This is a genomic window from uncultured Enterococcus sp., assembly GCF_913775425.1.
Taxonomy (GTDB): domain Bacteria; phylum Bacillota; class Bacilli; order Lactobacillales; family Enterococcaceae; genus Enterococcus_G.
Genome location: NZ_CAJYIS010000034.1, coordinates 1 through 18095, shown reverse-complemented (window position 1 = coordinate 18095; position 18095 = coordinate 1). Strand labels below are relative to the sequence as shown.

The following is an 18095-nucleotide window of genomic DNA, read 5'->3' as shown; positions in this document are numbered from 1 at the left end:
ACGTTCACGCTTGGGTTTTCTATCCCTACGTTGTCGTTTCGTTAGCTTTACGAGTTCCCAGCAATTCAGTTTCTTCATTGGATCATACGAGGTTTTGTATGGTCACTAAATGCAAGTTTCCCTACATTCTTACAGTACGTCTACGAGCTATTATCCCACCATTAAGATAGTAGGTTTTCTCACCCGCAAATTCTATAAGATGCATAAAAATCTTCTGGCATCTTCGCTGGAACATGTGGTTTGATCGGCGCTTGTACTCGTCTTGGGTGATAGTAATTTAAGCCAATAAAATCAACGATGCCTTTTTCAAGTAACGCAGGGTCGTCATTTTCCGTCGTTGGAGTCAACTGATGTGTTGCGATCAACTCGATCAACTCTTTTGGTAACTTGCCAAAAACAGCTGGATCTAAAAAGCTTTTCGTATTTAAAAGATCGGAAATTAAAGCAGCTTCTTGGTCACGAGCAGCTGAACTTTTGGCATACGTTGGCGTAATATTTAAAATGATACCGATTTTTTGTTGTGGTAAGACCTCACGAAAAGCTGCGACTGCTTGAGCATGTGCCAGTAAAGTGTGGTAACCGACTTGGATCGCTTTTTTGAAATCGACGATCGCTGGATAATGATAACCATATAAATAACCACATTCTACATGAACGATCGGTTCATTAAATGTCGTCCAGTAATGTACAAGATCACCGAAACATTCGAAGGCTGTTCGTGCATACAACCCAAATGCTTCAACTGATTCACGTGCCTCAAATCCTCCCTTTTGCATCAACCACATCGGCATATCAAAATGAAAAAGATTGATGATTGGCTCGATTCCTTGATCACGGATCGCTTGAAAGTAATCACGGTAAAATGCTACGGCTTCTTGATTGAGTGTTTTGCCATCTGGTAATAAACGCGCCCAGGCAATCGAAGTCCGATAAGAATTTAATCCGATATGCGCCATGCGTTTACAATCTTCACGATAGTGTTCATATAGCATTGACGTATTCGTCGGCCCTACTTGATCATAGAATAATTCTGGCTGTTGTTGAAACCAGTGATCCCATGTTGTTGCGCTTTTTCCGCCGCTTAAACTGGCTCCTTCTGTTTGCGGTGCAGAAGTTGCTGCGCCCCACCAAAAATCTTTAGGAAATGTATACATATTTGACCTTCTTTCTATCCTTCGACAAATTCGTAGTAAGTACTTGCATATTGCTCACGAAATTCTTTTGGTGCTAATCCCGTTAATTTTTTAAACATTTTAGAGAAATAAGTCGTATTGTTATAGCCGATCGCATCAGAGATCTCATTGATATTTTGTGTACTATTCAATAATAATTCTTGCGCTTTTTTGATACGTACTTGATTCAAATACTGCGCAAAAGTCAAATGCATCTCTTTTTTAAATACTTGTCCGATATAGACGACATTTAAATGCAACTCATCCGCGATCAATTTCAATGTCAATTCTTCTTTGTAGCGTACTTTTGTAAGGGAAATGATCGCTTGTGTGACTTCAGAAAATGGCTTCTTCGTTTTCTTATGATAAAGTGCAAGCAGTGTTTCTTCGAGTAATTCGCGTAATTGATAGACCGTGTCACTCATGCGAATATGTTGGATCATCTCATCGTAAAATTCCATAATTTGAGCTGGAAACTGACGTAATAGATCATTGAACATCAAAAAAGCAATAAATTTTGTATCTTCTGGTGGTAGTTGTTTTCGCGTTACTTCATCAAAGATATGTTCAACTTCTTTTTTGATCGTTTGGTAATCGCCAATCATCAAGGATTTGTTAAATGCTAAAAACGAAAACTCTTCATCGATCGAGCCACTAGTAAAACCAGAACGAGTTGGCAATAAGTCTGGATAGAATCGAGCGAGTTGTTCTTTTTGCATGATTTTTTCGTAACTCTCATAGACATTCTCCCAGTCTTTGACAGTTTCGCCGATCGCAAGTGTTTGATAATGACTTAACTGTTGTCTTTCATCTGCGGAAATGTCCCCGATCCAAACACAAATCAACCGATGATCCATTTTTCGATAATACATTTGCTCAAAAGTCGTCAAGAGCTCGATCAGTTCGCCTAATACTTCATCTTCTGCTTCAATTCCCAAAACAGTAAACGGTCCCTTTCGTAGTGATGCTTCAGGTATCAGTGTTAAAAATTCTGCTTCATTTAGCTCATCATGGACCCAACGTTGGACAGCTTGGGCACGAAATACTGCTTTTTCTTGCGCATTACGGTCTAAGAGTTTACGGATCTGGACAATTTGTTCGTATAATTCTACTCGATCAACTGGCTTGACTAGATAGTCTACAATCCCAAGCTTCATCCCTTCGCGGACGTATTCAAATTCTTGGTAGCCTGAAAGACACATGATCGCAATCGTGGGATCTAACCCTTTGATTTTTTCAATCATTTCAAGCCCACTCATTTCAGGCATTGTGATATCACTCAAAATAAAATTTACCTTTTCTGTTTCAAGATAGGCTAATGCTTCTTTAGCAGAGCGAGCCGTCTTCACGATCGTAAAGCCAAGTTCTTCCCAAGGGATTAACTGTTTCAATCCTTCTAAGATCATATACTCGTCATCGACTAACATTGCTCGATACATGTTGCTCGACTCCTTTCATATGTAGTGTAATCGTTGTACCACTTTGTTCCTGTGAGGTTATCGTCATATCAAATTGATCTTTAAAGTAGTGGTGCAATCGTTGATACACATTCCTCACACCGATCGATGTCGTATTGTGTTGTTCAAGCTGTGCTTTAACTTCTGCTAAACGTGCAGCACTCATTCCCTTGCCGTTGTCTTTAATAATGATCGTCAGTTCATCATTTTCACCAAAAGCTTTTACACTGATCGCATTATCCGTTCTTGTATAATCGATACCATGAACAAAATAATTTTCAATAAGCGGTTGGATACAAAATTTCGGGATCAAGATATCCGCCCATTTTGGTTCGATATCAAAATGATACGCGATACAATCTGGATAACGCATTTGATAAAGATAGACATATTTTTCGCAAAAAGAAAGTTCTTTTTTTAGCGTTGTCATTTTTTCTTGCTGCGTATTGTTTCGTAGCAAAGCAGCAAATGCATAAACGACTTCAGCCAATTCCATTTGTTGCTTACTTACCGCATACATGCGAATATACTCTAACGTATTGTATAGAAAATGTGGATTGATCTGCGATTGTAACGCACGCATCTGCGCATCTTTTTCTTGCAGCTCTAATTGGTAGTTGTCTTTGATATACCGGTCCAAGCTTGTGATCATCTCATTGATTTCTTCAGATAGATCCAATAATTCATCTTGCATCTGATCCAATTTGATTTTCTGGCTTAAATCTCCCGTAGCTACTTGATGCATCGTATCTCCGATTTGTTGGATTTGGATCAAATAATTTTTAAATGTCCGCTTTAAAATCGTTAATAAAATCAGGATCAAAATCAAGGAGACGACACCGATTTGAATAAAGAGCTGACTATTTTTTTTCCAAATGACTTTCTTACTTCCTAAAATGATAAACGAAAAATCGCGACTCGTTTGTTTATCGATCACGTAATATTGTTGCTCGATCTTTTCTGGAACTTTACCGGTTTGTTTATATTGTGTTTCTAACGTTTGAAATACTTTATCGCTCGTATAGCGTTGACTTTTAAAAATAAATTGATCTGTTCGGTCTAAAATAAAGGCATCGATCCCATTATAAGAAGCATGTTGATCGCTTTCGCCAAAAATCGTGCGTTTAGAAAATACTGCTGAGATCGTCCCTAAACTCGTACGATTAAACGGATCCATGATCATTCTTGTCATCACTAGACCATCTTGTTTTGGAACTTCTCCAGTTCCTTTTTTTCCATTCGGTTGTTTGCGATCGGCGACTAAAAAACCGGGCGAATCGTCTAGTTGGACATACAGTTTTTCTAAATCAGGAAACGCGGTAAAAAAGCTAGACACTTTACTAGATAAGCGATTATCCATCTGAGTTTTTTCCCAAAATGCTTGTGTGTAATCAAAGTAATCAGATGACGATAACGTCAAATACTGACGGATATTTTCGATTTCTTGATTTCCACCCGTTAATTCCGTATACATATAACTCATCGTGTTTTCTTTATCGATAACATCATTGGCGAGGCGATCTTCTAATAGGGTCATCTCTTCATGCATTTTCTTTTGATTCATCTGCGCCATGAATACACACAAAATGATCGCAGTGGAGACGATCACCCCTACGATCACAAAGCTATAGATCTGCATCAAGCGATTCATCAAATAGCGTTTTTTAAATAAGCGTGCATATGGATTAGGCATGAGAATCAAGCTTTCCATCAATCATTTGACGGATATTTTTCGTTGCATACCCACTCCAAACCATGACCAATGTCACACTTAAAAAGACGATCAGTCCCTTAAAATACCATGTTAAAATCGCGATACTGATCAACCCGATCACCACTTTTAAAAAAGTAGCAAAATGATAAAAGACACTGATCACTGCTAATTTGATCAATTGTACAAACCCAATATCATACGTCGACTGGTAAAGCGTCATATAAAGATACGTCACGTTTACTAGTAATAAGGTGATCATTAAAAATAGATCAAGAGCAAACCAAAGCAACCCTTGAAGCTGAATCGATAAGTACAAATTATAGCCTAACAGTATCGTGAATCCAGTGATCAACCAATAACTTTTATTCCCTACTGCGAAATTGGCTTTAAACTGAGTAAAAAAACGTTTAAAGGTTAATTCTTGATAACTCATTCCGTATTCATTTAATAAATCACTTAATGCTTGAAACGCTGGACCGATACCAAATAAAATACCTCCGATACAAGTACAAACCAAAAAATATAGATTTAGTTTGATCATCGACCATGCGACATAAAATAAACGTTGAATTCCACTGCTGACCATGTGATTTCCTCCTTTGTCTACTTAAACCGTGCACACGTTAGCTTATAATGGTTTATAAGATAACGTTTACATAATTTCTTTTATTGTAGCATATCTTGAATGAAAAAAAGTGGCAAGTGTCAATCTTGCCACTTTCTTATTATTTATTGCTTGCTACAAAATCATCAAGCTGTGTTTGCATTTCTGTTTGTACTTTTGACCAACCAGCTTTTTCTAGATCTGCATTCAATTTTGGCAATGTTTCTTCAGGATCGACTGAACCTGTATTTAAATTGGATGCATAACGCTTCATCACGTTGGCGATATTGGATAATTCTGTTTTTACTTTATCTGTCTTGAAGTTAAAGCCTAAGATTGGAGATTCTTTAGCATCTTCAATACTTTTATCGCGTTCTTTGATCATTTCATCTGTAATCGTATCTTGAGTGTAAAGGATCATATTGTTTCCTGTGTTCCATGCAGACATGTGATTGTTTGGTTTGTAACCATCCAATAATTTCAAATGGTCATCTCCTTGTTTTTCCCATGCTTCCCCTTCAACACCCCAAACTAAACCATTCAATAGTTCTGGATCAGTATTCAATAAGTTTAGGAATTCTACTGATTTTTCTTTGTTTTTAGACGTATTTGACACGACGAAGTTCGCCATTTGAGCTTGACTAGTTGTTTTTAATTGTGGTGTCAATGGACGAGAAGTCAATGGTTGGTTAGCTGCATTCGTTAGGATCGTATCGCCGTAATCCATAGGTCCTTGAGTTTCTTCACGCATCAACCACGTATTTCCTTCTAATGGATAGCTTGTTGAACTTGTCGCAGCATCGGTTGGAATCAAACCTGCTTCGTACCATTCATGTAATGTTTTTAATGTTTTTTGATGATCTTTGTCTTCATATTGATTGATGATTTTTGGTGTGCCACTTTCATCTAATTTAACAGCAAAAGGATAATCTTTTCCTAATGGATAGTCGAAATCACCCGATGCTTTAAAACTTTGACCGATGGCAAAAGCGGCAATATTTGGTTCTTTTTCATGGAATTGTTTTAAAACTTCTGTCGCAGATTCATATGAGCCATCGACTTTGCTGATATCCAAATTGTATTTTTCTACGTATTGATCGTTGAACGTCAACACTTGTTGCCCCCATGCATTTCCATATACTGGAATCGCATACAATTTCCCATCAACCATATTTCCTTTTTTATACATTTCTGGTAGTTCATCCATGTATTCTTTAGCATATTTTTGCGATAGATCTGTCAAATCAGCGAACGCACCTTTTTGCGCATTTGCAACATATTGTGATGAGAATGCGATATCATATACTTCACCAGAGTTGATGATCGTTGTCATTTTTTGATCCCAATCGCCCCAACCAATATATTGTAGATCGATCGTCACACCGATTTTATCTTTGATACGTTTATTTGCGATTTCCATCAATTGATCATAATTTTCTGGTTTATCGCCCACTTGATACATCAACAGTGTTGTATCCCCACCATCTGATTTTTTGCTATCACTTGATTCTGAACTACCACATGCTGCTAAACCTGCTGTCAATAATCCAACAGTTGCTAGACCTAAGACTTTTTTCCAGTTTTTCATATATGCTCCTCCGTTCATTTTTTATTCTTTTACGCCACCAATAGTTAATCCGCCAACAAAGTAACGTTGGAAGAAAGGATACGTCAAGGCAATCGGCAAAGTCGATACGACTACGATCGCCATTCGTGCTGATTCACTTGGTAAAGCGGCTAGTCCACCTTGAATCTGTGCACCCATACCCGCATTTTTAGCCAAATAATCTAGATTATTTTGAATCTTCATCAATAAGTATTGCAATGGTACTAAACTATCTTTTTGAATGTAAAGTAACGCATTGAACCAGTCATTCCAATACCCTAATGCCGCAAATAAACTGATTGTGGCAATTCCTGGTACTGCAAGTGGCAACACGATACTCATAAAGATCCGCATCTCACTTGCACCATCGATTCTAGCCGATTCAATGATACTATCTGGAACCGTTTTGATAAAGAATGTGCGCATAACCAAAATATTAAATGGTCCTAAGGCTAAAGGTAAGATCAAGGCCCAAATCGTATCTTTCAAAAAGAGCAAATTACTTACGACCAAATACGTTGCAACGATCCCTGGTGTAAATAACATCGTGATCAAAGCAAAGATCGTAAAAAATTTACGAAATGGAAAGTTTGAACGTGAGATCACGTACGCATAAAGCGAAGTCATCGAAGCATTTACTAGTGTTCCGAATACGGTTACAAAGACGGTAACCCCAAATGCTTGGAAGATTTTTTTGCTCATCTCACCAGCAAAGATATAGCGATAGGCTTCAAAAGAAAATTCTTTTGGCCAAAAACGATACCCCATCTCTACAAGTGATGTTTCACTGGTTACAGAGATCATGATGACAAAGATAAATGGTAAAACACAAGAGATTGCAAACAATGCAATCATAATATTAAACAAAATATTCGCCGTCGAGTTGAAGGAACGAACTTCTACTTTGTTGATTTTTTTCTTATTCGACATAATTTCCTTCGCCCTTTCTTAGAATAATGCTGAAGCTGGATCTAAACGACGAACAACTAAGTTTGTTAATAATAAGAGTATCGCTCCGACTGCCGATTGATAAAGAGCCGCGGCTGCTGTCATCCCGATATCTCCAGTGGCAATCAAGCCATTGTAAATATAGGTATCTAATACAGAAGTTACGTTGTATAACGCACCAGATTGTTGTGGTAAGTTGTAGAACATCCCAAAGTCTGCTCTAAAGATCCCACCGATATTTAGAATCAATAAGACTGACATCATCGGTACGATCTGTGGAATCGTTACGTGTTTGATCTGTTGCCATTTACTTGCTCCATCGACCATCGCAGCTTCATAATATGTCGGATCGATTCCCATAACTGAAGCATAATAAATGATACTGTTATATCCAAGACTCTTCCAAACATTCATGATAACAAAGATCAACGGCCACCAAGTTGGGTCAGTATACCAATTGATCGGTGTCTTCCCTGCATTAGATAACCACTGATTGATGATCCCTTTATCTGGGCTCAAGAAAGCGTAAACAAAATAACTGATTACGACCCAAGATAAAAAGTATGGTAGTAAAGACATCGTATGATACACTTTCACCATTTTTTTATTTCGTAATTCACTCATAATAATAGCAAATGCGATTGCAAAAAAGAGGTTAAATGCTAAAAATACAATATTATATAAAATCGTATTTCGTGTGATCAACCAAGCATCAGAAGATGAGAATAAAAATTTAAAATTCTCAAAACCGACCCAATCACTATGCCTTAGACTGTCGATAAATCCATTTGGTGAAATCCGAAAATCTTTAAATGCCACGATATTGGCAAATACTGGAATGTAGAAGAAAAAGATAAACCAGACGAATCCTGGCAGGGCCATTAGAAGCAATGCTTTATAGCGCCACACGTTTTGCCAAAAGCCAGCCTTTTTTTTCTTTTTCATATTGTCATCTCCTCTCACAAAGAATCATAACGCTTTCAAAACAAAAATAGAATAAACAAATTTAATCTATCCTTAAACAAAATAAAGATTATTATGCTATAGTGCATAGTAATCAAGAATAACTTCGTTTACACTAAATAAAGTTTCCCAAATGATCTATTCTAGAAAGGAAGAAGCAACATGAACAAACAGATTTTGATTTTTGATTTGGACGATACACTTTTAGATTTTAAAGCGGGAGAAGCAATCGGATTAAAACGGGTATTTGATCATTTTAAAACAGCAGCACTCGATTATGAAACTTGGTTTACTCAGTATCAAGAAATCAACCAATTGACTTGGAAAAAAATCGAACAAGGAATGGCTCCTCAACCCCTATTGGATCGACGCTTTTCCGATACTTTCGCTTACTTTGATCAAAAAACAGACGGCATACAAGCCGAACAATTTTATCGCCAACAACTCGATCAAAATGATGCCTTGATTCCTAGGGCGAAAACACTCGTCAAACGCTTAGTCGAAAACGGCTATCGCTTAGTTGCAGGAACCAATGGAAAGACAGCGACTCAGTACAATCGGTTAGAGCTGACCGGATTGACTGCTTACTTTGAACACATCGTAATCTCTGATGAAATCGGTGTAGCCAAACCTAGTCCCGATTTTTTTCAACATATCTTTGCACTTTATCCAGATTTGATGCGTGATGATTTTTTGATGATCGGGGATTCCTTGCGCTCAGATATTTTAGGTGCCCAACAAGCTCTGATCGACAGCATCTGGATCTGTCCTACGCCGCAACACACTAGTGCGATTTTACCTACGTATACTGTCCGTTCACTTGTTGAATTAGAACAGTTACTTCTTGCATAATTGAAAGAAAAATCAAAAACAGTTTTCAGGAATTTTTTCATGATTTGCGTTAAGATAGAGGTATCCTAGATTCGAGGAGGAATCTTTTTGTATCGACTCAAACATCTGTCTATGTGGCAGAAAAATCTACTCGTTTTGTGGTTCGGAGTCTTTATGACCGGTATCGGGATGAGTGAGATCATGCCCTTTCTTTCCCTTTATATCGATGAACTTGGAAATTTCAGTCAGGCGCAATTGTCGTTTTATAGTAGCTTAGTTTTTGCTGCAGCCTTTTTAGTTATGGCGATCGTTTCACCATTTTGGGGACGATTAGCTGATAAAAAAGGACGAAAACTGATGTTGCTACGTTCTGCATTAGGTATGGCGATCGTCTTCTTTAGTATGGGATTTGTCACAAACGTTTGGCAATTGCTCTTACTTAGAGCTCTCCAAGGTGCTTTTGGTGGGTTTACTTCTAATTCAAATGCTTTGATTGCTGTTCAAGCACCTCGTGAAAAATCTGGACAAGCTTTAAGTATTTTAGTTACCGGTGCAACTGCTGGAACACTTCTAGGACCACTGATCGGTGGAACACTTGCAAGTCTCTTTGGCTATCGATTGTCTTTTCACATTACTGGAATCATCATGTTCTTCGTCTTTTTATTGACATTGTTTTTTGTAAAAGAAGATGCTGTCACTAAAAAAATTGAAGAAACCGTGGTTATCGAAAAGCCAAAACTATCGCTAAAAATGGTGATCAGTCAAAAAATCATTCTGGCTTTATTTATTACCACACTAAGCGTACAACTCGTCAATATGGCGATCAATCCGATTTTAAGTCTGTATGTTAAAGAGTTATTAAATGGTCATCAATCCGTCACTTTCATTGCTGGGATCGTAGCAGCAATGCCTGGGATCTCCACGATGATCGCTGCTCCTTTATTTGGTCGTTTAGGTGATCGGATCGGAACGAATAAAGTTTTGATTTTTGGTTTTGGACTAGCTGCTGTGACCTTTTTACTGACGAGTTTCACACAAAATGTTACGCAACTGATGTTGTTACGTTTCTTGACTGGAATTTCTGATGCGGCGCTTTTCCCATCGATCCAAAGTCTACTAACCAAAAATACCGCAAAAGAAAACACCAGTCTGATTTTTTCTTATAATCAAAGTTTCCAATCGATTGGTAGTGTAATTGGACCGTTGATCGGTGCTCTGATCGCCAATCTTTTCGATTATCCAGCGATTTTTGTATTTTGTAGTCTATTGATGGTCGTAAACTTCTTTGTACTAAGAAAACAACAAACCTAAAAAAACTTGGGCGAGTATCCCTACTCACCCAAGTTTTTTTTAATTTCGTATACTTAATTTACTTCTCAAAGCACCGACTGTCTGTTTGTTTCCAGTAAAGATCAAATGATCCCCATATTCGATGATCGTATCCCCTCGTGGCGCTATAAATTCACCATAGCGATAGATCCGACTGATTGTGATTTCTTCAATCAATGGCATATGCTTTAAGGCGATACCTGTGTAGCGACGGTTGCTTACAGTCACTTCATATAAACCAGACTCTGTATCATTTAACATTTTTAACGTCGACGGAGAATCGATCATTTCTCGCAATAAACTAATATTGACATCAAACGTATTAAATAATTCCACGCCTTGTGCTTTTAATTTATCGTATCGTGTATTTTCCAGATCATGCGACTCAAAACGAACAATGATCCTTGGAACATTGTATTTCAACGCCGCTTTAGCAACTTGATAATTGATCTCTGGATCACGGTAAGCTAATACTAATACTTCAGCATCAAATACCTGATGTTTCGCAAGGGTGTCTTCAGATAGATCTTCTAATAGACTCACATGATCTAAGGCATTGTGGAAGGTTTGGTAGTTTTGTTCATCATCTGTTACCATGCGAATATCGTACCAGCCTTTAGATAGTTGTTGTGCTACAGGGATAGTCAATACATTTAACCCTACAATTTGTAAGATCGTATTTTGGACTTCTTCGATTTCTGGTCGATACAATTTATTAAAAATGATCGGCGAGAAAATACAGCTCAACACAGCGGCTAGCGTAAATGCTCCGGCCTGTTGATGCGTGATTTGATTTAACGAAACGGCAACTTCTAATGTTGGCAACACAAGCGTGATCGTCGTCGCTGATAAAAAGACACTGGCTAAAGCGTTCGCACGCTGAAACTGTTTGCGAAAGACAAAGAACAAGCCCGCTTTTGCTAACATAAATCCAACAAATAATAAAGGAATCAAAACCATCGAATTAGGATCAGCCAATAAGCTACGTAATTCTAGATTCGCACCGGTCATAATAAAGAAGATCGGTATGAAAAAGCCATATCCGATCGAAGTCAACTTTTCTTGTGTTGCTTCACTTGGACTCAATAATTTCATCACGATCCCCGCTAAAAAGGCACCTAAAATATTTTCAGCACCCACTGTTTCTGCGACAGTGACTAGCGTAAAGACGATGAAAAATGCAAGACGAATATCTAACTGTGTCGTTGCTTTATTGATTCGTTCAAAAAAGTGATAAATTCCACGAAATCGCATCAATAATACAATTGCTACTAAAAAGATGATTAAAATCAACCAAATTTGATTCGCATCGCCCCCATTTAACGCAGCATATACAGATAATGCAAGTAGTGGAATGACTTCACCCAATACTGCTACCAATAACAACGTTTGTCCGTAAGGCTTACTTAGCAATTCTTTTTCTTTTAACGCTGCGATCACGACACCCAATGCGATCGTGGAAAATAAAATCGTCGCGATCACGATATTATCAAATAATCCGCTCACAGCTAGTCCCCAACTGAGCAAACCAGAAAACAATACAATCATCACAAAGGATAAGATCGCGGTTTTCAGTGGGGAGCCTTCTGCTTTTTGATCTCCTTTTTTACTCTTGAATAATTCAAAATCGATTTCCATACCAGATAAGAAAATCAAGATGATCACACCTAATCCGGATAACATCGTTAAACTATCACTGTCGCCGATCAACGATAGACCGGTCTTTCCAATAATGATCCCGACAACAATTTCAGCAATCGCTGTGGGCACTGCAGTAATGTTAAACCGTGCCATCAAAAGGGGAATCATCAATGCTGCAAATAATACAATTAATAATGACATACTTTCACCTACAATTTACGTTTTCATTTAGTACATGTCGTCCATTATAAGCTATTTGAAAACAAATGAAAAAGTTTTTACTCATTTTCATACAAAAAAGAGTCATCCAAGCGATGACTCTTTACCTGACATTATTCTTTTTCAATAACGATTTTACCTACAGCATGATGTGTTTCACTTAATGCATGCGCATCATAAATCCCTTGGCGCGTTAATGGGAAAGTTTTCCCAACTACACTACGTAGTTTTCCTGCTTCCATTAAATCACCTAGTTCTTTTAATTGTTTTCCATTGGTATCTAACCAAACGGCTTTGGCATGGATCCCTTTTTCTTTAGCTTTGTCTTCATCTTCGATCGATAAAATACTGATCAAATAGCCACCTTCTTTTAAGATGTCCATACTATTTTTTTGAACATCGCCACCCATGGTATCTAAGACCATATCGACTTCTTTAGCTACATCTCTAAAATCAGTTGAACGGTAATCGATGACTTCATCAGCACCTAATGATTTTAATAGCTCATGATTTTTTTCGCTTGCTGTTGTATAAACATATGCACCTTTAGCTTTTGCCAATTGGATCGCATATGTTCCGACACCACCAGCACCAGCATGGATCAGTACTTTTTGTCCTTTTGTTACATGACCGTGATCAAATAATGCTTGATAAGCAGTCAAACCGGCTAATGGTACTGCCGCAGCTTCATTGGCACTTACTCCTTTTGGTAGAGGCGCTAATAGATGCTCATCCACGATTGTATGTTCTGCATACGTTCCAAAACGGGTTGTATCTGGACGTGCAAAAATACGGTCGCCTACTTTCCATTCTGTTACGTCGCTGCCAACTTCTTCAATCGTTCCGGCAACGTCCCAACCTAAAATAATCGGAAAATCCCATGGGAACATTTGTGCTAGATATCCTTCACGTAACTTCCAATCGATTGGGTTGATCGAGGTTGCATCGACTGAAACAAGCACTTGTTTCGCTCCTAGTTCAGGTAAAGTTACCGTTGCTTCTTCTAATTGATCTTTTCCACCGTATTGGTTGATGACTACTGCTTTTGTTTCCATAAGTTTAAACGCTCCTTTTAAGTTTGCTTCTTGTTTGATTATTTACATTGTATACAATCCATTAACATTTGACAAAAGAAAAGGCTCAAAAAAAAGCACAAGAATCGTTCAGATCCTTGTGCTGTCTGTTTAGTTCATTTGTTTAACTAATTCTTCGATCCCTGTTAAGGATTGATAGCCATACCCAAATAAATAATTGTAATCTACGGCGTATACTTTTTTATTTTTTATTGCTTGCATGCTTGCTAATTTGGGATTTTTATATAATGCATCGATGACTTGTTGTCCACTGACACTATCTTTGATTGTTGACCAATCGCCAACGATCAATACATCAGGATCTGTTTCGATCAGTGTTTCTTCACTCACATCACCGGTTTGGTCTTTAAAAACATTATCTAATTTCACCATTTTAAACAAATCATTGAAAAACGGCTCATCGTGTGCACTATAGACCACGACTTGAGTAGGATCGCTCATATGCAAGTAAGCAAATGTTTGCTCTTTTTGATCCTTTACACTTTCTTTTACAGCGTCCTCACGTGTTTTGATCTCGGCTGCAAATGTTTTCGCTTCAGCTTTTTTATCAAAGATCTTTCCTGTGTTTTTAATATCTTGATATACTGAATCAAATGTTGCACCCGTGATCGAAGATTCTAAAACATAGGTTTTTACTCCCATATCGTTTAAGGAATCGACTGTACCCACACCCCAATCTTGATTATCAAATAGGCCTCCTCGACCATAAATCAAATCAGGATCGACACTAAGTGCAGTTTCTTTACCGATGTAGCTATTTCCTAGATCTTTTAATTCATTAAATTCTTTTTCCACACTAGTGTCTGCCGCACCAAATGTCGCGCCGACGCCTGCGATTTGATCTTTTAGACCTAAATGTAACAATAATTCAGCTGCAGGTCTGGTATTGGCGACTACGCGAGTAGGTTTCTCATCAAAAGTTTCTGCTTTTTTCGTCCAAGCCGTACCGCCTTCTGCACGGGTATAATTGTCGATCGTTACGGGATAGCCTTGACTTGCTTCACTTGAGCTCGTTGTTTTTTCACTAGTCCCACATGCACTCAACGCAAATGTGGCCATGGCTAGACCCACGATCAATCCTACTGTTTTATTCATTGACTATTTCCTCATTTCTACTATAGTAAAACCCTAATCCATTCGTGATTGGGTGGCGATAAATTTGACACGCTACTCCATAAAGTTCTGTGACTAAAGAAGAGGTCAAGACTTCTTCTGGCGTCCCTTGTGCTACGATTTGCCCCTCTTTTAATGCAAATAAATAATCACAATAATACGCGGCATCTTCTAGGTCATGTAGTGCAGCAAGTATCCCGATCCCTAACTCTTTGACCGTTTCTAAGATCTCTAGATGATAGCGAATATCTAAATGATTGGTCGGTTCATCTAGGATCAGATAGTTTGGTTGCTGCGTAATCGCTCTGGCCATGACGACACGCTGTTTTTCCCCACCTGAAAGCGATAAAAAACTACGATGACGATAACTACTTAATCCTGTTTTTTCTAGCGCTTTTGTAACGATCTGTTCGTCTTCACGATTTTCACCTTCTAAAAAGCCTTTATACGGGGTTCGTCCCATGAATACGATTTGTTCAACCGTTAAATCAAAGCTCAATTCATTAAACTGGCTGACCACGCTCAAGTTTTGAGCCACTTGTTTTTCATGACTCGACACTAGATCTAGACCATTTAAAACAATCGTACCGCTATCAGGTTTTAAGGCTTTATAGACTGTTTTGAGCAACGTAGATTTGCCACTTCCATTTGCTCCGATCAAACCCACGAATTGACCTTTTTGTGTTTGTAAGGAAATATCCGTTAAAATCTTTTTTTGTCCTAATGTGACATTTAGTTGATCGATTTCTAATTCCAAGACCCGTTACCCTCCAAACTGATATTGCTTTTTCACAATGATATAAATGAACACTGGTGCTCCAATGATCGCTGTAATGATCCCGATTGGAAGCTCTACACCAGTCAAAATCGAACGCGCGAACAGATCTGCCCAGATCATAAATAGGGCACCAGAAAATGCTGATAATGGCAATAACAAACGATGATCTGAACCAAAAAAACCACGAATGATATGGGGGATGATCAGACCGACAAAACCGATCATCCCTGAATTTGCAACAATGATACTCGTTAGTAATGCCGATAACATCATGTAGATCTTACGGTAAAACGTCAAACGTATCCCTAATGTTACGGCCACTTCATCTCCCAAAAGCATCGTATTTAAAATTCGAGCTTGTGTAAAAAAGTAAAGCGTCAATGCTAAGACCAAACTACCAACTAAGGGCAATTTAGTCCAACTCGCTGAAGCTAGGCTTCCCATCGACCAAAATGTGACCGTTTTGATTCCTTCTGCATTATTGGCTAGATAGACGATCAGATTGGATAGAGCTCCACCAAGCGCACTAATGATCAACCCTGATAATACCAATTTAGTCGACGTCATTTTACCACCAACTGCAGCTAAGATTAATACTAAGATCGTAGCCAATACAGCGCCCACAAAAGCGCCTAGTGCTAAACCAAATTGTGCAAAAAAGGCCGACGTCCCAAAACCAATCAAGATCGCAAAGGTAGCACCTAATGAAGCACCAGAAGAAATCCCTAAAATATATGGATCTGCTAGCGGGTTTTGAACGACGGCTTGCATCACGACACCACTGACTGCAAGTCCCATCCCAACTAAGATCGCTAGAAATATCCGGGGCATTCGTAAAAACCAAACAATATTGACACTAGATGCTGGCAAGTGTTCCACTGAGCCAATCAAACCTCCGCTGAATTTGTATACTAAGATTTGATAGATCTGTCCTAGTGAAATATCTGCTTGGCCATTGACTAATGCGATTCCGATCGAAATAAAAATCAACACGATCGCTAAGATACTATAGACTACTGCACGCTTGAGCAATTGATGCGACAAAACTGACTTACTCACTTGCTACCCAACTTTCTTTTACAAGTTGTTGGTTTTTATCATGGAATTTTTCATTATGAGAAGATACCATCGCTTGTGACGTGCTTTCAGGTTCTAAGTAAAGCTTGATTTGATTTACAGCTTGAGCCGCATCTTGGAAGGCACCAGCAAGTAGATTGACTTTTCCTACACACGAATGGATATCACCCGCTGCAAATAAACCAGCAATATTCGTTTTTGTTGGTTCCTCACATAACAAATAAAAATCATCTTTTCTCGCTAAAGCAAGATCGAGTGCATCTAACAGATCCGCTTCACGGTCATATCCATGTTGGACCAATACATGATCACAAGGCAAATGAGTGAGCTCACGGGTTTTTGTATGGCGCAAGTTCAACACTAAAGATTCTTTATGATAAGGATCTACCGATTCGATCACCACATTGGTTAAGATAGGGATATTGGCTTGGATCAATTTTTTTGTCTGTGCTTCATGCGCTTTTAATGCTTCACCACGATAACAAACCGTCACATTCGCACCATAATCTTTTGCTTCTAAAGCGTAATCGACTGCTCCATCGCCACCACCAGAAATGACTAATGACTTATTAAAAATTGCGTGTTGATCTGGAAATTCGTAATGGATATAAGATCCGATCTGCTTTTGAATAAAACAAGGTAATTTTTGTGGCGAAATAATTCCGCCACCGATCGCAAATAAAATCGTTTTTCCCAAATATTCTTTTCCAGATTGATCTGTCACCCTAAAGAGGTCTTCTTCTTTAATTACGGAAATAATTTTCGTGTCTAAAAAGACATCCGGTTCAAACGTCAACCCTTGCTCAATCAATTGCGCTCTGACTTGTTTGCCTTTAGTCGGTGGCAATGCACCGATATCCCAAACCATTTTTTCTGGATAAAAACTTAATTTTCCACCCAATTCATCTTGCGCTTCGAATAACGCCACGGATAAATCACGTAATCCGGCATAAAAACTACTATATAAACCGGCAGGACCTCCACCGATAATCATCACATCATATACTTGGTTCATGGTATTTCCTCCATTTCTCCATTATCAATTGAAAATCATTCTCAATTACATAAGGTCATTATAGACAACTCTTCTTTGTTTGTAAATCCTTCTTTTGCATAAACATTAGATTTAGATAAGAAAAAATTTAATGTTTTTCTTATCTAATTGTTTAACACCTAAATTTTGCCCTCAAAAAAAGAGAGGTTTCCCTCTCTTATATAAGTTCTCTTGTTTCAATAAGCTGACGATACCATAATGCTGATTTTTTCAACGAGCGCTTTCTGGTTTCATCGACTTCGATTCTGACTAGACCGTAGCGATTTTTAAAGGCATTCATCGGTGAGACACAATCTGTGAACGCCCAAAGCATATATCCTTCGCAATTTGCGCCATCCTCCACTGCACGGAGTAGTTCATTTAAGTGTTGGCGAATAAATTCGATACGATAATCATCTTGTACCATACCTTTTGCATCCATATATTGTTCTTCATGTTCTCGACCCATACCGTTTTCGCTAATAAACCATGGAATATTACGGTAATTCTCTTTAA

The 18095-nt window shown here is 38.3% G+C and carries 15 protein-coding genes and 1 pseudogene; 2 read left to right on the top strand and 14 right to left on the bottom strand.

Annotated elements, in window-relative coordinates:
• Positions 1–203 precede the first annotated feature (203 nt).
• From QZ413_RS03790 to QZ413_RS03760, 7 genes and pseudogenes are all read right to left on the bottom strand, one after another.
• A pseudogene (locus tag QZ413_RS03790) lies at positions 204–1154 on the bottom strand (glycoside hydrolase family 1 protein); the annotation flags it as partial.
• 14 nt (positions 1155–1168) lie between these two features.
• The gene (locus QZ413_RS03785; RefSeq protein WP_297076569.1) at positions 1169–2611 is read right to left on the bottom strand and encodes a response regulator transcription factor; all 1443 of its coding nucleotides are present in this window, start codon (positions 2609–2611) and stop codon (positions 1169–1171) included.
• On the bottom strand, positions 2586–4322 hold the full coding sequence (locus QZ413_RS03780; RefSeq protein ID WP_297076567.1) for a sensor histidine kinase: 1737 nt from the start codon (positions 4320–4322) through the stop codon (positions 2586–2588). Before QZ413_RS03780 ends, QZ413_RS03785 begins: the two co-directional genes overlap by 26 nt.
• Positions 4315–4929 (bottom strand): YesL family protein, encoded by a 615-nt coding sequence (locus QZ413_RS03775; RefSeq protein WP_297076565.1) that lies wholly within the window; start codon positions 4927–4929, stop codon positions 4315–4317. The genes QZ413_RS03780 and QZ413_RS03775 overlap by 8 nt, the downstream gene beginning before the upstream one ends.
• 139 nt (positions 4930–5068) lie before the next feature.
• Positions 5069–6535: an ABC transporter substrate-binding protein gene (locus QZ413_RS03770; RefSeq protein ID WP_297076562.1), complete on the bottom strand. Its 1467-nt coding sequence runs from the start codon at positions 6533–6535 to the stop codon at positions 5069–5071.
• Positions 6536–6556: 21 nt separating this feature from the next.
• Positions 6557–7483: a carbohydrate ABC transporter permease gene (locus tag QZ413_RS03765; RefSeq protein WP_297076561.1), complete on the bottom strand. Its 927-nt coding sequence runs from the start codon at positions 7481–7483 to the stop codon at positions 6557–6559.
• A gap of 18 nt (positions 7484–7501) precedes the next feature.
• Positions 7502–8446 carry a sugar ABC transporter permease gene (locus QZ413_RS03760; protein ID WP_297076558.1) on the bottom strand — a complete coding sequence of 315 codons (945 nt, stop codon included), beginning with the start codon at positions 8444–8446 and terminating at the stop codon, positions 7502–7504.
• Between the two features lie 180 nt (positions 8447–8626).
• Between QZ413_RS03760 and QZ413_RS03755 the strand changes: the two genes are divergently transcribed.
• Positions 8627–9316 (top strand): YjjG family noncanonical pyrimidine nucleotidase, encoded by a 690-nt coding sequence (locus QZ413_RS03755; RefSeq protein WP_297076555.1) that lies wholly within the window; start codon positions 8627–8629, stop codon positions 9314–9316.
• Between the two features lie 87 nt (positions 9317–9403).
• Positions 9404–10606, top strand: a complete 1203-nt coding sequence (locus QZ413_RS03750) for an MFS transporter (RefSeq protein ID WP_297076553.1) — start codon at positions 9404–9406, stop codon at positions 10604–10606.
• A gap of 39 nt (positions 10607–10645) precedes the next feature.
• Here QZ413_RS03750 and QZ413_RS03745 read toward each other — a convergent pair whose 3' ends face one another.
• The 7 genes from QZ413_RS03745 to QZ413_RS03715 form a co-directional block, all read right to left on the bottom strand.
• Entirely contained in the window at positions 10646–12466 is a 1821-nt protein-coding gene (locus QZ413_RS03745; protein WP_297076551.1) for a monovalent cation:proton antiporter family protein, read from the bottom strand.
• 131 nt (positions 12467–12597) lie between these two features.
• Complete coding sequence (locus tag QZ413_RS03740; RefSeq protein ID WP_297076549.1) at positions 12598–13539, bottom strand: NADP-dependent oxidoreductase; 942 nt, start codon at positions 13537–13539, stop codon at positions 12598–12600.
• Positions 13540–13668: 129 nt separating this feature from the next.
• Positions 13669–14673, bottom strand: a complete 1005-nt coding sequence (locus QZ413_RS03735; RefSeq protein ID WP_297076547.1) for an ABC transporter substrate-binding protein — start codon at positions 14671–14673, stop codon at positions 13669–13671.
• Complete coding sequence (locus QZ413_RS03730) at positions 14666–15448, bottom strand: ABC transporter ATP-binding protein (RefSeq protein WP_297076545.1); 783 nt, start codon at positions 15446–15448, stop codon at positions 14666–14668. Before QZ413_RS03730 ends, QZ413_RS03735 begins: the two co-directional genes overlap by 8 nt.
• A 6-nt stretch (positions 15449–15454) precedes the next feature.
• Positions 15455–16513, bottom strand: a complete 1059-nt coding sequence (locus QZ413_RS03725; protein ID WP_297076572.1) for an iron ABC transporter permease — start codon at positions 16511–16513, stop codon at positions 15455–15457.
• Between the two features lie 7 nt (positions 16514–16520).
• A complete protein-coding gene (locus QZ413_RS03720; protein WP_297076543.1) occupies positions 16521–17561 on the bottom strand; it encodes an NAD(P)/FAD-dependent oxidoreductase in 1041 nt (346 codons plus the stop codon).
• 196 nt (positions 17562–17757) lie between these two features.
• On the bottom strand, positions 17758–18095 hold a 338-nt coding region (locus QZ413_RS03715), incomplete at its 5' end, for a family 1 glycosylhydrolase (RefSeq protein WP_297076542.1).

Coding starts and splice junctions, on each gene's coding strand:
- QZ413_RS03780 (WP_297076567.1), bottom strand. CDS start 4,322: ATGCCTAATCCATATGCACGCTTATTTAAAAAACGCTATTTGATGAAT.
- QZ413_RS03745 (WP_297076551.1), bottom strand. CDS start 12,466: ATGTCATTATTAATTGTATTATTTGCAGCATTGATGATTCCCCTTTTG.
- QZ413_RS03770 (WP_297076562.1), bottom strand. CDS start 6,535: ATGAAAAACTGGAAAAAAGTCTTAGGTCTAGCAACTGTTGGATTATTG.
- QZ413_RS03755 (WP_297076555.1), top strand. CDS start 8,627: ATGAACAAACAGATTTTGATTTTTGATTTGGACGATACACTTTTAGAT.
- QZ413_RS03720 (WP_297076543.1), bottom strand. CDS start 17,561: ATGAACCAAGTATATGATGTGATGATTATCGGTGGAGGTCCTGCCGGT.
- QZ413_RS03765 (WP_297076561.1), bottom strand. CDS start 7,483: ATGTCGAATAAGAAAAAAATCAACAAAGTAGAAGTTCGTTCCTTCAAC.
- QZ413_RS03735 (WP_297076547.1), bottom strand. CDS start 14,673: ATGAATAAAACAGTAGGATTGATCGTGGGTCTAGCCATGGCCACATTT.
- QZ413_RS03775 (WP_297076565.1), bottom strand. CDS start 4,929: ATGGTCAGCAGTGGAATTCAACGTTTATTTTATGTCGCATGGTCGATG.
- QZ413_RS03740 (WP_297076549.1), bottom strand. CDS start 13,539: ATGGAAACAAAAGCAGTAGTCATCAACCAATACGGTGGAAAAGATCAA.
- QZ413_RS03760 (WP_297076558.1), bottom strand. CDS start 8,446: ATGAAAAAGAAAAAAAAGGCTGGCTTTTGGCAAAACGTGTGGCGCTAT.
- QZ413_RS03785 (WP_297076569.1), bottom strand. CDS start 2,611: ATGTATCGAGCAATGTTAGTCGATGACGAGTATATGATCTTAGAAGGA.